The sequence below is a fragment of the Variovorax sp. 10L421 genome (genome assembly GCF_056395365.1).
In genome coordinates, this window is sequence record NZ_JBFTJJ010000006.1 from 20,940 (window position 1) to 35,473 (window position 14,534).

At 61.9% G+C, this 14,534-nt stretch carries 14 protein-coding genes; all 14 read left to right on the forward strand.

Translation table 11 applies throughout. The features are described from left to right. Positions 1-27: 27 nt before the first annotated feature. The 14 genes from AC1DFC_RS10925 (at position 28) to AC1DFC_RS10990 (ending at position 14,489) form a co-directional block, all read left to right on the forward strand. Positions 28-1,224 carry an ABC transporter substrate-binding protein gene (locus AC1DFC_RS10925; protein WP_478131863.1) on the forward strand — a complete coding sequence of 399 codons (1,197 nt, stop codon included), beginning with the start codon at positions 28-30 and terminating at the stop codon, positions 1,222-1,224. 59 nt (positions 1,225-1,283) lie between these two features. Continuing rightward, positions 1,284-2,207 (forward strand): branched-chain amino acid ABC transporter permease, encoded by a 924-nt coding sequence (locus AC1DFC_RS10930; RefSeq protein WP_478131864.1) that lies wholly within the window; start codon positions 1,284-1,286, stop codon positions 2,205-2,207. Further along, positions 2,204-3,991, forward strand: coding sequence for a branched-chain amino acid ABC transporter ATP-binding protein/permease (locus AC1DFC_RS10935; protein ID WP_478131865.1), 1,788 nt, complete (start codon positions 2,204-2,206; stop codon positions 3,989-3,991). Before AC1DFC_RS10930 ends, AC1DFC_RS10935 begins: the two co-directional genes overlap by 4 nt. A gap of 15 nt (positions 3,992-4,006) precedes the next feature. Next, on the forward strand, positions 4,007-4,717 hold the full coding sequence (locus AC1DFC_RS10940; RefSeq protein ID WP_478131866.1) for an ABC transporter ATP-binding protein: 711 nt from the start codon (positions 4,007-4,009) through the stop codon (positions 4,715-4,717). A 34-nt stretch (positions 4,718-4,751) separates the two neighbouring features. Further along, positions 4,752-5,711 carry an MBL fold metallo-hydrolase gene (locus AC1DFC_RS10945; protein ID WP_478131867.1) on the forward strand — a complete coding sequence of 320 codons (960 nt, stop codon included), beginning with the start codon at positions 4,752-4,754 and terminating at the stop codon, positions 5,709-5,711. A 196-nt stretch (positions 5,712-5,907) separates the two neighbouring features. After that, positions 5,908-7,212: a homogentisate 1,2-dioxygenase gene (hmgA, locus tag AC1DFC_RS10950; protein ID WP_478131868.1), complete on the forward strand. Its 1,305-nt coding sequence runs from the start codon at positions 5,908-5,910 to the stop codon at positions 7,210-7,212. Then, positions 7,209-8,477, forward strand: coding sequence for a fumarylacetoacetase (gene fahA / locus AC1DFC_RS10955; RefSeq protein WP_478131869.1), 1,269 nt, complete (start codon positions 7,209-7,211; stop codon positions 8,475-8,477). The genes hmgA and fahA overlap by 4 nt, the downstream gene beginning before the upstream one ends. Beyond that, complete coding sequence (locus tag AC1DFC_RS10960; RefSeq protein ID WP_478131870.1) at positions 8,474-8,599, forward strand: hypothetical protein; 126 nt, start codon at positions 8,474-8,476, stop codon at positions 8,597-8,599. Before fahA ends, AC1DFC_RS10960 begins: the two co-directional genes overlap by 4 nt. Next, entirely contained in the window at positions 8,596-9,822 is a 1,227-nt protein-coding gene (locus AC1DFC_RS10965; protein ID WP_478131871.1) for an MFS transporter, read from the forward strand. Before AC1DFC_RS10960 ends, AC1DFC_RS10965 begins: the two co-directional genes overlap by 4 nt. Beyond that, entirely contained in the window at positions 9,822-10,742 is a 921-nt protein-coding gene (locus AC1DFC_RS10970) for a DMT family transporter (protein ID WP_478131872.1), read from the forward strand. The genes AC1DFC_RS10965 and AC1DFC_RS10970 overlap by 1 nt, the downstream gene beginning before the upstream one ends. 16 nt (positions 10,743-10,758) lie before the next feature. Further along, positions 10,759-11,934 carry an NADH:flavin oxidoreductase/NADH oxidase gene (locus AC1DFC_RS10975; RefSeq protein ID WP_478131873.1) on the forward strand — a complete coding sequence of 392 codons (1,176 nt, stop codon included), beginning with the start codon at positions 10,759-10,761 and terminating at the stop codon, positions 11,932-11,934. Positions 11,935-11,950: 16 nt separating this feature from the next. Further along, complete coding sequence (locus tag AC1DFC_RS10980; RefSeq protein WP_478179227.1) at positions 11,951-12,646, forward strand: EthD domain-containing protein; 696 nt, start codon at positions 11,951-11,953, stop codon at positions 12,644-12,646. A gap of 17 nt (positions 12,647-12,663) precedes the next feature. Continuing rightward, the gene (locus AC1DFC_RS10985) at positions 12,664-13,308 is read left to right on the forward strand and encodes an EthD domain-containing protein (protein ID WP_478131875.1); all 645 of its coding nucleotides are present in this window, start codon (positions 12,664-12,666) and stop codon (positions 13,306-13,308) included. Between the two features lie 56 nt (positions 13,309-13,364). After that, the gene (locus AC1DFC_RS10990; protein WP_478131876.1) at positions 13,365-14,489 is read left to right on the forward strand and encodes an EthD domain-containing protein; all 1,125 of its coding nucleotides are present in this window, start codon (positions 13,365-13,367) and stop codon (positions 14,487-14,489) included. The last annotated feature ends 45 nt before the right edge of the window (positions 14,490-14,534 follow it).

Below are 14,534 nucleotides of genomic sequence, written 5' to 3' on the forward strand. Positions count from 1 at the left end.
GAGTTCGACCCCAAAGAGGAGACAGCCGTGAGCATCCCTAAATTCATCAAGCACGCAGTTTTGACTGCCAGCATGATTGCAGCAGCAGCTGCGAATGCCCAAGACATCAAGGTGGGCTACAACGGTGACCTGTCCGCTTCGCCATCCGCGCAAAGTGGCCAGGCAGCTGTGTTGGGCATGGAGGCCGCAATTGCGGACATCAATGCCGCTGGCGGCGTGCTCGGCAAGAAGCTGGCGCTCGTCACGCGGGATGACACCTCGGCGCCGCCTAAGTCGATTCAGAACATGAGCGAGTTGATCGACAGCGAAAAAGTCTCCGCCGTGTTCGGCCCGACCAATTCGGGCAACGCCATGGCCTGGAAGCACATCGCCAACCAGAAGAAGATCCCCGTCATCGGCAACGTGAGCTCGGGTACAGACATCACCAAGCCGATGAGCGCAGGTGCGGACAACTACATGTTCCGTGTCTCGATGGTTGATCGCGAGCAGGTCGCCGCACTGATGGCGTACGTCAAGAAGAACACCGCTCAGGCGAAGGTGGTCGGCTTGATGGCCGAGACCACCGGCTACGGCCAAGGCGGGCTGAAGGACATGGAGGAGATCGCCAAGCTTCAGGGCATCAAGATCGCAGCCACCGAGCGCTTCGGTGTCGGCGATACGGACATGACCTCGCAACTGAGCAAGATGAAGTCTGCCGGTGTCGACACGGTGGTCGTCTGGGCCCAGGGAACCCCCATCGCCCAGTTGGTGCGCAGCATGGAGAAGATCAACTACTTCCCGTTGGTGTTGACCTCGTGGGCCGCAGACAACATCACGTTCTATGACGCGGCAGGAAAGACCCTGGCGGAAAAGCCGATCTTCATGCGCACGGTCAGCGAGACGCGCACGCCCGCACAGCAAAAGCTTTTCGACCGAGTCGGCCCCAAGCTGAAGGCACCGGGCTCGTTCTCTTTCGCCCTGCACGGCTATGACTCCGTCCTGCTCTACGCTGCCGCCGCGAAGCAAGCCAATAGCTTCGACGGTTCGGCCGTCCGGCTCGCGCTGGAGGACCTGAAGACCCCCGTCCAGGGCGTCCTCAAGACCTATGACAAGCCGTTCAGCAAGACCAATCATGAAGCCTTGATGGCCAAGGACCTGGTGTGGATTCGCTGGAAGGACGGCAAGCTGCTGCCCTACACGGACCCGATCGTGGGTTCGCTGACAACCGCTGACTTCAAGCAGTAACGCCACTTTGCGCATCCGGGCCGCATCCGGCGGCCCGGGAAATCATCTCGGAGGCAACTATGACAGAGGCGCTCTTGCAGGCGATTCTCAGTGGCTTGGCTGTGGGCGGTGCCTACGCGTTGGTCGCTCTAGGTTTCAGCATCACATTCACCACCACCAAGACGCTCAACTTCTCGCACGGCGAGTTTGTATCGGCAGGTGCATTCATCGGCATGAGCGCGCTCTTCCTGGTCCTGGGTCTGCCTGTGACATCGACCACCTTTGGTCAGGCGCTGCCCGGCTCCGGTGCCCAGTTGCTGGCCCTCGCCGCAGCGCTTGGCATCATGGGGTTGCTCGGATGGCTCCTCTATGCGATCGGCGTACGGCCGTTCGCGGGACGACCTGGCATGGCCTGGGTGATGAGCACGCTGGGTTTCGGCGTCATCCTCCAGAGCATCGGATTGGCCATCTGGGGACCCAAGCCCGTCGTGGTGCCCGGACCGTTGGGCGACGCGGTGATCCGGGTGCTCGGGGTCGGCGTTCGCCCCCAGGAACTCCTGACGCTGGGTGTCGCCGTGGTGATCATGATTGCCTTCGACTTCGTGATGAACAAGACGATGGTGGGCAAGGCCATGCGGGCAGTCGCTGCCAACGGCAACGTCGCCAGCCTGATGGGCATCAACACCAACGCCGTGATGATCGGCGCTTTCGTGATCAGTTCGGCGCTCGCCGGCCTGTCGGGCTTCCTTCTCGCGCCGATCGCACAAGCCTCGCTCTTCATGGGCCTGACAGTCGGTCTCAAAGGATTTTCCGGCGCCATGATCGGCGGCCTGAGCAACCCACGCGGCTGCGTGATCGGTGGTTTCGTTCTCGGGGTCCTCGAATCGCTGGTGAACCTGTGGCAGGCCCAGTGGCGTGAGGTTGCCGTCTTCGCTCTCGTGATCCTGGTTCTCGCGTTCCGTCCGACCGGGTTGTTCGGCAAGAAGCTAGTGGAGAAGGTATGAAGCGCGGTCAACATCTCTTGGGCGTCGTCGTCGTCGCTGCCGGCCTTATCGGCGTGACCTCTCTCTTCGGGAACGACTACTACCTGCGCATCGTCTTCATGATGTGCGTGTACTACCTCTGTGCCGCTGGCATGAATGTGCTGGTGGGCTACGCCGGCCAGAAATCGCTCGGCCAGGCGGGGCTGTTCGCAGCGGGAGCCTATGCCGTTGCTTTGCTGACCACGCGAACGGAAATGAATCCCTGGCTCGCATTGCTGCTGGCCGCTGCGATTTCCGGTGTTTGTGGCGTCCTGATTGCCTTGCCGTCGCTGCGAGTGAAAGGACCTTACCTGGCGATGGTGACACTCGCGTTCGGCATCGTCGTGGAAAAACTGGTCGGTGAATGGACGGACGTGTTCGGCGGCGCGCAGGGGATCTACGGCATCAAGGCCTTGACCTGGAACGGCCAGCCTCTCACGACGGAACAGTGGGTGTGGCTTGCCATCATCTTCTGCGCTGTCACGCATCTCTTGCTGCGCAACCTGCTGCAGGGCCGCTTCGGCCGTGCACTGCAGTCGTTGCAGGCGGACGAGATCGCGTCGTCGTCGGTCGGTGTCCGCGTCTATCGCGCCAAGGTCATCGCTTTCGTCATCGCGGCAGTGACCTGCGGCATTGCCGGTGCGCTGGTCGCCCAACAGAACCAGTACATCAACTCCGACTTCATCACCTTCCATTTGTCGATCTTTATCCTGCTGCTGGTGCTGTTCGGCGGCGCCGGATCCCAGTACGGACCGTTGGTCGGCACCGTGGTCCTGACGGTGATCGATGCGGCGCTGGCACGCTGGCCATCGGCGCAGCATTTCCTGTATGGCTTCCTGCTGCTCTTCGCGCTCTATGTCATGCCGGGCGGTGTCACTGGACTGCTGTCGAAGTGGTTCCGGCGGTCGGCCGAAGAGCCAGAGACTTCGACCGCGTCCGCAGCGCCCACTCGCATCGGTCCCGAAGGCCAGGGTGGCGAACTGCTGGTGGTCAAGGGTGTCACCAAGAACTTCGGCGGCGTGAAGCCAGCACAGGATGTTTCTTTCCGACTTCATCGCGGACACATCCACGCGCTGATCGGACCGAACGGCGCCGGCAAGAGCACCATGATCAACATGCTCACTGGCCTGATCGATCCCACCGAAGGTTCGATCCAGTTTCTCGGCCAAGAGGTCTCCGGTCGTCCGGTGCACTCGATCTGCTGCATGGGCATGGGGCGGACCTTCCAGAACCTGCGTCTCTTCGCTGATCTTTCGGTGCTGGACAACGTCATGCTGGGTCGTCACAGCCGAATGACCAATGGCTTCTTCGCCTCGTTGCTCGCGCTACCCGGTGCGAAGAAGCAGGAAGCCGCCACCCGTGCACGTGCATTGCAACTGCTGGACCTGGTGGGCCTGTTGCATCTCGCGCATCACCCGGCAGGCAGTTTGCCGTACGGTCTGCAGCGGCGGGTTGAGTTGGCTCGAGCACTTGCTACAGAGCCGCAATTGCTCTTGCTCGATGAGCCTGCGGCCGGCCTGAATCCGCAAGAGACTGCTGAGCTGGGTCAATTGCTGTGCCGGATCGGGAAATGTGGCGTGAGCATTCTGATGGTCGAGCATCACATGGATCTTGTGATGTCCATCTCGGACCACGTGATCGTGCTGGACTACGGCATCAAGATCGCCGAAGGCAAGCCCGCCGAAGTGCAGGCCAATCCACGTGTCGTCGAAGCCTATCTCGGCGTTGACGATCCCGAGGAAGAGGCTGCGCTCGCCGCCGCCTGAACCGGAAAGAAACATATGCTGCAACTCGAGTCAGTCAAGGTCTCCTACGGTGCGATCGAGGCCGTCAAGGGCGTGAGCCTGGAAGTTCGCAAGGGCGAGGTGGTCACGATCATCGGCGCCAACGGTGCGGGCAAGAGCACTTTGCTCAAAAGCATTTGCGGTCTTGAGCCGGTGGGCGAAGGCCGCATCAAGTTCGATGGCAACGACGTCACGAATGTCAAAGCGCATGAAAGGGTCGGCCTCGGCATCGCCATGTCGCCGGAGGGGCGCGGCGTCTTCGCCGATCAGACGGTTCGCGAGAACCTGATGCTGGGTGCCTATTCGCGCAAGAAGGATCCTGCCGCGACCGAAGTGGCGATCGAGCGCGAGTTCAAGCGATTCCCGCGGCTGAAGGAGCGCCAGGACCAATTGTCCGGAACCCTTTCGGGTGGCGAACAGCAGATGCTGGCAATCTCGCGCGCATTGATGAGCGATCCGCGGCTGCTGCTGCTGGATGAACCATCGCTCGGCTTGGCGCCGCTAATCATCAAGGACATCTTCAACGCGATCCGCCAGCTGCGCGAGTCCGGTCTGACCATCCTGCTGGTCGAGCAGATGGCCAAGCAGGCGCTCGGCGTGGCCGACCGTGCCTATGTACTCGAAACCGGTCACATCACGTTGGAGGGCACGGGCCGTGCCCTCCTCAACGATCCAAAAGTCAAGTCAGCCTACCTCGGCACGCATTAACCCCTTTCAACCGTCCATCGAAGGAGTAACCCCCATGAGCCAAACCAAGAAATTCGCCTCGCAAGCCGACCTCGAGGAAAAGCAGGTCACTTTCAGCCAGATTTCCGAGCACGCCTGGGCCTACACGGCCGAGGGCGATCCCAACACCGGCATCATCATTGGTGACGACGCCGTGCTGGTGGCCGACACGCAGGCCACCCCGGCGATGGCGCAGGACGTGATCCGCCGTATCCGCGAGGTGACCGACAAGCCCATCAAGTACGTCGTGCTGACGCACTACCACGCGGTGCGCGTGCTGGGTGCAAGCGCGTACGGTGCCGAACACATCCTAGCGAGCCAGGACACTTACGACCTGATCGTCGAGCGCGGCGAGCAGGACAAGGCGAGCGAGATCGGCCGCTTCCCGCGCCTGTTCGCCGGCGTTGAGACTGTGCCGCCCGGCATGACCTGGCCGACCATGACCTTCACCGGCAAGATGACCCTGTGGCTCGGCAAGCTCGAGGTGCAACTGCTGCAGCTGGGCCGCGGCCACACCAAGGGCGACACGGTGGTCTGGCTACCGGGCGAAGGCGCATTGCTGTCGGGCGACCTCGTCGAATTCGGCGCAACGCCTTACGCCGGCGACGCCTACTTCAAGGACTGGCCGCAAACGCTGAACAATCTTGCTGCTCTCAAGCCCAAGGCGCTCGTGCCGGGTCGCGGCGCTGCATTGACCACCCCCGAGGACGTGGCCAAGGGCCTGAGCGAAACACGCGACTTCATCTCCGATGTCTATGCCAACGTTCAGAAGGGTGTCTCGGCGGGCAAGGACCTGAACACGGTCTACAAGGACACCTTCGCCGCGTTGAAGCCCAAGTATGGCCACTGGGTGATCTTCGATCACTGCATGCCATTCGACGTCACGCGCTGCTACGACGAGGCCACGAAATACGTCGACCCGCGTATCTGGACCGCAGAGCGTGACGTCGAGATGTGGAAGACGCTCGAGGGCTGATCCACAGAGTTGCCCCCGCTCTTGAATCGCCCGCTTTCCGGCGGCGACGGGTTCAACGGCAGGGGGCTCTCGTCCCCTGGGCGATCGCCAAGAAAAGGACTGTGGCCCTGCGGCCGCGGGGGTGTGCTCATCCGGAACGAATGCACTCAACGTGACGGCGCTGTCATTCGCGCAAAACCATTTTCGGAAGGACATCATGACGAACGCATCGGCCACCGAGCTCCGCTATCAGAGCGGATTCGGCAACGAATACGCCACAGAAGCCGCGCCCGGCGCATTGCCGCAGGGCCGCAACAGTCCGCAGCGTGCACCGCACGACCTGTACCCTGAGCTGATTTCCGGGACGGCCTTCACTGCGCCACGCCACGAAAACCGTCGCACGTGGATGTACCGGCGACAACCCTCCGTGGTCTCCGGCCGCTACAAGCCCTACGCGCAGGCGCTATGGAAGACCGGCGCCAATTCAGAGATCGCGTTGCCTCCTGAGCCGATGCGCTGGGCGCCGATTCCCATGGAGAACGCAAACGTCGACTTCATCGACGGCGTGCGAACGCTCGCCGCAAATGGCGACGCCGAAGCTCAATCCGGCATCGCCGCGCATGTCTACGTCGCAAGCGAGTCCATGGATCGGCGCGCTGTCGTCAACGCGGACGGCGAGATGCTCTTCGTGCCGCAGCAAGGCCGTCTGGTCATCACGACGGAGATGGGTGTCCTCGAAGTCAAGCCCGGCGAGATCGCGCTGGTGCCGCGCGGCGTGGTCTTCAAGGTGGGATTGCCCGACGGATTGTCGCGCGGCTATCTCTGCGAGAACTACGGTGCGCAGTTTCGCCTGCCCGAACTCGGCCCGATCGGCTCCAACGGGCTCGCGAACGCACGCGATTTCCAGGCGCCTGTGGCTGCTTACGAGGCCGCGATAACCCCTTACGAATTAATCAAGAAGTTCGGCGGCCGCTTCTGGTCGGCGCCGACCAAGCAATCCCCCTTCAACGTCGTCGCATGGCACGGCAATCTGGCACCAGTGAAGTACGACACGGTCAACTTCATGACCATCGGGTCCATCAGCTTTGACCATCCGGACCCGTCGATCTTCACCGTGCTGACCTCGCCGAGCGACACGCCCGGCACGGCCAACTGCGACTTTGTGATCTTCCCACCACGCTGGCTCGTGATGGAGGACACCTTCCGTCCGCCTTGGTATCACCGCAACCTCATGAGCGAGTTCATGGGCCTGGTCTATGGCGAGTACGACGCCAAGCCCGGCGGCTTCAAGCCGGGCGGCGCCAGCCTGCACAACTGCATGGTTCCGCACGGTCCCGACGAGGAAGCCTTCGAAAAGGCAAGCCATGGCGACCTCAAGCCGCAGAAGCTCGACAACACGCTGGCCTTCATGTTCGAAAGCCGCTACCGCTTCATCCCCACCGAGTTCGCGATGCAAAGCCCCGCACTCGATTCGGACTATGCCGACTGCTGGGCCGGCCTCAAGGATCAGTACAAATCATGACCTCAATCGATGCCACTCACACCCCCCAGTTGCGCAGCTGGATCCCCTCGGCTAACCAGGCCAGCTCTGATTTCCCGATTCAGAACCTGCCGTTCGGACGTTTCAGCATAGGCGCCGATGCAGCGCCCCGGATTGGCGTCGCCATCGGGGATTGCATCCTCGATCTCCGCAAGGCGGGCCTGATCGACACGGACGACATGAACGCGCTGATGGCCGCGACGCCTGAGAAGCGCTCGGCATTGCGTGCATTGATTTCTCGGGGACTGGCCGAAGGAAGTGCCCGGCAAGCCGAATGGGAAGGCGCACTGGTCAGCCAGAGCACAGTGACCATGCACGTGCCATGCCGCATCGGTGACTACACGGATTTCTACACGAGCGTACATCACGCGACGACGGTCGGAAAACAGTTCCGGCCGGAAAATCCGCTCCTGCCGAACTACAAATGGGTGCCCATCGGTTACCACGGGCGTGCCTCATCGATCGGGATCAGCGGCCAACGCTTCAAGCGCCCGCAAGGGCAGACGAAAGCGCCCGACGCGAATTCACCAAACTTCGGCCCTTCGAAGCGCTTGGACTACGAACTCGAACTCGGGTGGTTTGTTGGCCAGGGCAATGAGCAAGGCGAGCCGATAGATATAGCCGGAGCGGAAGCTCATCTGTTCGGCGTGACCTTGTTCAACGACTGGTCGGCGCGCGACATCCAGGGCTGGGAATACCAACCGCTCGGGCCGTTCCTCTCGAAGAATTTCGCAAGCACCTTGTCGCCGTGGATGGTCACAACCGAAGCATTGGCGCCTTTCAGGGTGGCGTTCGACCGGGCGGCAGGCGACCCGCAGCCGCTTCCCTATCTCGACTCTGAGATGAATCGGGCGAAGGGCGCATTTTCCATCGAACTGGAAGTCCTTCTGCAGACGGCCAAGATGCGAGAAGCTGGTGTACCGCCCGTGCGCCTGTCGCGTACCAACAGTAATCGGGCGGCCTACTGGACTCCGGCGCAGTTGATCGCCCATCACACGGTCAATGGATGCAACCTGCAGCCCGGGGACTTGCTTGGATCGGGCACCTTGTCCGGCCCTGCAAGCGAGGAGGCTGGCTCGCTGATGGAGCTCACCAACGGTGGCAAGCAGCCGATCGACCTTCCCAACGGTGAGAAGCGGACCTTTCTGGAGGATGGTGACGCGCTGATCATGCGTGGATGGTGCGAACGGGAGGGCGCAGTCCGCATCGGGTTGGGCGAAGTAGTCGGCACGGTAGAAGCAAATTGAACAAAGCCCTCTCGCTCGTGCAGATCGTCTCGATGAGCTGCGACCAAGAGGCGGCCCCTGGGGTCGGGGTCCGCAAAATGCTCGATGTCGATCTGGTCTTGGCACCGGAACTGATGCCATGAACACGAGCGCGGCTGTCATCGGCGGAGCAAGCGCATCAATGGCCACCCATTCCCTTGATTCGAAGACGCTCTGGCTGCTCAGTCTGTGCGGATTTGCCAGCATGGCATCGATGAGGATCTGTGACGCCATGCTTCCGTCGCTGGCGACGGAGTTCTCTGCAACGACGGGACAGGCGGCTCGGGCGATCTCGGCCTTCGCACTCGCCTATGGTGTCCTTCAACTTTTCTATGGGCCCTTGGGGGATCGTCACGGGAAAGCGCGCGTGGTCGGCTTCGCGACCCTGGCTTGCACGATCGGTTCCCTCGCCTCGGCTTTTTCCCCGAGCCTGGACTGGTTGATCGTCAGCCGCGTTCTGACGGGGATGGCGGCCGCGGGGATCATTCCGTTGACGATGGCGTGGATCGGCGACAGCGTTTCGTACGAGTCTCGCCAGGAAGTCCTGGCGCGCCTTCTCGGCGCCACGGTCTTCGGCATGATCTGCGGCCAGTGGTTCGGCGGGCTCCTCTCCGACCTGTTCGGGTGGCGATCGCCGTTCCTCGCCCTCGCCGTGATCTTCCTGGTCAGCGGGGCCATGTTGACGAGGAAGGTGAGCGCTGTTGCGCATTCCAAGGGTGTTGATACCGGGAGCATCGGGCGCCGGGTACTGGATGTCCTGTCCCAGCCCTGGGCCAGGGTGGTGCTGGTCGTGACCTTCATCGAGGGCGCTCTGGCATTCAGCGCGCTAGCCTTCATTCCTTCCCACCTGCACGCTGCTTTCCACCTGTCGATGCCGGCAGCGGGCGCCATTGTTGCGCTCTACGGCGTGGGTGGCCTCTTGTATAGCCGCTGCGCCCGTCGATTGCTGGGGCGTTTCGGCGAGACAGGGTTGGCGAAGCTCGGCGGAGTTTGCCTGGGACTTGCTTTTGCGTCGGTGGCGTTTGCGCCGTCTTGGCTTTGGGCGCTGCCGGCTTGTCTCGTCGCGGGGTTCGGCTTCTACGCATTGCACAACACCTTGCAAACCAATGCGACGCAGATGGCGCCTGCTGCTCGGGGCACCGCAATGTCGCTGTTTGCATGCGTTCTCTTTCTCGGTCAGTCGCTGGGCATCTTGTCCGCGGCATGGATGGTCGACCGATTCTCGTCCTCCATGGTGTTTGCCTCTTCCGCCGTGGGGCTGCTCCTGTTGGCAGGCGCATTCGCGTTTCTGGTCGGTGAGCGCAACAGGCAGCTGAAGGAGGTCTGATGGCTACGCGCGAAATGAATACCACCGCCGTCCAGTCAACTTTGATCGCCTCAATGGCAATCTGGGGATTGAACGTGTCAGCGGTGAAGGTGCTCACCGGGATCTTCGACCCAACAACCCTGGCGGCCTTGCGGATGCTGGTGGCATGCGGCGCGTTGTCCATGGTCGTTCTTTGGAAACGCTGCGGCTTACCGTCAGTGTCTGTGCGCCAGGGAGGGGCGATCGTCGTCTGCGCCTTGCTGATGGTGTATCTCAACCAGATCCTGTTTGCCGAGGGCTTGTTGCGGTCAACGGCCACGAACGGCGCGCTGATCATGGCGTTGAGCCCATTGGTGTCCGCGCTGTTGGCAGCAGTAGCCTTTCGCGAGCGACTGACGGTCTCGCGCCTTCTTGGCGTTGTGCTGGGCTTCGCAGGGGTCGCAGCCGTCGTGCTGAGCCACCCCGGCGCCGGCCTCTCCAGCGCCGGTGCCGGAGATCTTATGCTGGTTGCGGCGGTCGTGAGCTTCGCCGCAGGCGGCGCGATCGTCCAGCGTCTGGCTCGCAACATGCACACCTTGACCATCAGCTGGGCAATCTATCTCGTCGGATCGTTGCTGCTGACTTTGCATGCCGGGCTCGAGGCTCCGGTGTTAGACATGGCAACGCTCTTTCCTGGCTGGCGCGCCTGGGCGTTCATTCTGTTCTCAGGCGTCATGGCCACGGCCCTCTCCAACCTCGTCTGGAACGGGGCCATCGCACGCATCGGTGTGGCACGGACAGCCGTATTTCTTTACTGGGTCCCGGTGTTCGGCGTCGCTTTCGCGGCGTTGCTTCTCGGCGAGCGGCTGACCCTTTGGCACCTCTTCGGTTTCCTCGCAGTGATGGGCGGCACCTATCTGGGCGCGCGTCAGTCGGCAACTGCGGCGGCCATCGCTCCATGATCAGAAAGCCTTTGCCATGAAATCTCATGAACCCCTTCTTTTCCAACCGATCCGGCTCCGCGAGCTCGAGCTGAAGAATCGAGTCGTGATCTCGCCCATGTGCCAGCACGCCGCCGAGGCGGGGCGTGCGACGCCGTGGCACATGGTTCATCTCGGAAAATTCGCGCTGGGAGGCGCGGGATTGATCCTCACGGAAAGTACGGCCGTCGATCCCCGCGGGCGCATCGGTACCGCCGATCTGGGTCTGTGGAACGACAGCCAGATCGAACCATTGAAGCAGGTCGTTGATTTCATACATGCCAACGGCGGTGCTATCGGGGTGCAATTGGCCCACGCCGGCCGCAAATCAGGCAGCGAACCTTTGTGGGAAGGCGGGGCAGCGCTGTCGGAAGCGCGTCTCGCAGCCGATGCAGAACCTTGGGAGCGGCTCGGGCCCAGCGCGCTGGCGGCGGGACCCGGTTGGTCCGCTCCGCGTGCGCTCGACGCAGACGGCATCGCCGACGTGGTTCAGAGCTTTGTTGACGCAACCGTCCGTGCCGACAAGGCCGGATTCGATGTTGTGGAACTGCACTTCGGCCACGGCTACTTGGTCGCGAGCTTCTTGTCTCCCAACTCGAATCATCGAGAGGACGAATGGGGCGGTGACCTTGCAGGGCGCATGCATCTGGCCCTCGAAGTTGCACGCAAGGTCCGCGCGACCTGGCCCGCGAGCAAGCCACTCTTCTGCCGTCTGTCCGCGGTGGATGGCAGCGTGGATGGGTGGACCCTCGAGGACTCGATCGTGCTTTCGCGAGAACTCGCGAGCTGCGGTGTCGACGTGATCGATTGCTCGTCGGGCGGACTGACGGAAGAAACCCGCGCGCTGCCCGTGCCGCGAGGCCTGGGTTTCCAGGTCCCTTTCTCGGAACGGATCCGCAACGAAGCAAATATCAAGACCCAAGCGGTCGGAATGATCGTCGACGCGAGCCAGGCAGAGGCGGTGCTCGCGGAAGGCAAGGCCGACCTGATTGCCCTCGGGCGCGAGGCCTTGTTTGATCCCTATTGGGCACATCACGCTGCGCTGACATTGGGCGTGGATCCTGGCTATGAGCGCTGGCCGGTACGGCATGGCGTCTGGCTCGCCAAGCGGGCTCCGGGCCTAGCTCGCGCCCGCGCCCAAGCGGCGGATGCCCTTGTTTCCCCTCTCAAGTAGACCAACGAGTCACATCATGAATGTACGTATGGGATTGATCCGCAAGAAGACGGACTGGACTTTTGACAAATTCAATGTCTACTGGAGGGACAACCACGGCGCGCTGGCCGCGCGTGCACCCAACCTCCGCGCGTATTGGCAGAACCCCGTCGTCGACCGCGTGCAACGCGGAATCGACTTTGCGCGGGGACCGTGGGACTTCGACGGGTTCTCGCAACTCTGGTTCGACGATGTGGACAGGGCGAACCACGCGTTCAATGACAGCGATATGGCGGCCGCGCTCATCGCGGACGAGAACCACTTTCTCGGCGAGTTGCACATCGTCACGGCGGAGCAATCCGTTGTGATTCCGCTGCCGGGCGAGGACGAACGAGCCAAGCTGCTGAAGCGGATGTCCGTCATCAAGCGGCTGCCGACGCTGAGCGAAGACGACTTCCAGCGCGAATGGAAGATTCACGGCGATCTGGTGCGGAAGATGCCTGGCGTGAGCGGCTATCGGCAAAACGTCGTCATCGTCCGAGAGCGCGAGAAGGGCAAGCCCTGTGACTATGACACCCTGCCGATCGACGGCATCGTGGAGCTTTGGTTCAAAGATGAGCAGACGCTGCAGGATGCCTTCGCATCGCCCGCCGGCCAAACGACGATGGCGCATGCAAAGACGTTCCTGGGAGAAATCACGGCCTTCCTGGTCGCCGAGCGTCGGGTTGTTTGAAGTCAAGGGTAAAAAAAATGATGAAGCGCATGACCCTGCTGGCGAAGAAGGAAGGTCTTTCTACCGCCGATTTTCGGAGCTATTGGGCGGGCCCCCACGCCGCCTTGGCGCTTGGGATGGACGGCATCTCGAAATACACGCACAACCGGGTGGACAAGGTGCTGTGGACGACCGACGACCCTCCACGTTTTTCCGTCGATGGAGTCGTGGAACTGTACTTCCGGGATGAGGAAGCGATGCGCTCCGCCCAGGCCTCGGCCGTCGGGCGGCGTCACATCCCTGCAGATGAACCGGTGTTTTTGAAGGGCTGGACGCTTTGCATTGTCGACACCGAGGGCGACGATAGTGGCAGGACGGATCGCCCCGTCAAGGTGATGGTTCCGTTCCTGTTGGGTACGTCTTCAAGGGAGCGATTCGGCCTTGCAATCACTCGCTATGCCAGCGAGGCAAACCTGCCCCTCGAGTTGAACTGGACTGCGTCCACGGCGCGCCGAGAAAGGCTTTGGAGCGAGCCGTCGCCACCGGATGGCTTCGCAGTCTTTTGGTTTGACAGCGTCTCAGCGGCGCATGACGCCTTTGACGGAGGTGCAATCTGCTGCTTGCTTGGTGCGAACGTCGCGTGCGCCACCGCCTATCTCATCAACGAGCTTTCCATTCGCTAACCCGAGCACCGTCACGCAGCGTCGTTTCCGTACGGGATCGGCAACTGGAGACATCAATGCGTGGATACCTCTCAGCGGTCGCAGTCGCTTGCGGCCTTGTCGCCGCAATGGCAGTTCTTGCCCAGACTGCAGCAGTCATGAACTCAAACACACCCTTTGCGAGCGAGGGATCCGTGCGCGAGGTGCTGGCGCGCCCACCGCACGCCAAGACCATCGCAAGCAGTGACAAGCCGCTGATCGTGATGACCGGCTTTCTCGCTCGCGCCGACAGCAGTCCGCTTTCCCAGCGCGGACGAGACCCCGACAACCTGGTGGATCGGGGCGGCAAACCAATCGCCGATCCGGCAGCGGATCCAAGCGCCAACGCCTTCGAAAGCGACCCGAACATCGGGTGGGAAAAGTGGGACGAGTACTGGCGAAAGGTCCACGGCGTGCGATTCACCTATGCCGAGGATGCGTCCGACACGACACTCGAATCGCTGACGCGCTACGACCAGATACACCGGCTCCCTGCCGGCCCAATGCTTGCGAACTCACCGCCGTACTTGGCACCTGCAGACGCTAAAGGGAAGCTGTACCCTGAAGTTATCGGGCACATTCCCGAGTACAAGCGCCCTCGGTGGGACGGCATTGCCTATCTGAACTTTCACAGTATGGACGACATTGGCAAGGTATTCGGCGAGAAGTTTCAGACGAAGATTCTTCCCGAGGATCGTGTCCTGTTCCGCCAGGTGGCGCCGGTCCTGTCAAAGCAGTACATTCGCATCGCCAGTAAGGATAGTCGCGACCCAATCATCCTGGTCTTCACTCATTCGCGACGCGCCGATCTGACGCGTGATCAGTTCCAGCAGGACTGGCTGGGTCGCCATAGAAAGCTGGTCACGGCCCAATCGTCGACCAAGGCGCTCGTGTCGCGCTACGTGCAGCTGCAGAACATCGGCGGCGCGGAGCCAGGAAAACCGTTCTATGCCGAACCGACTGCCGGTATCGACGCCATCACATTGATGTATTTCCGCAGCATGAACGACGCAGAAGACTACGTCATGTCAGACGGCTTCAGGGCCATGACCGGCGACCTTCAACGCATTGCCGATCCGAAGAAGTCGGACTATTGGACGGCGATCAACTATGTAGTGATCAACCGGATTGGTAAAGAAAAAGTCACCTCGGCAAGCAAGTAGCGATCAAGCAGTCGCTCGCCAGCCGCGCTAGGACTTGGCGGCGCC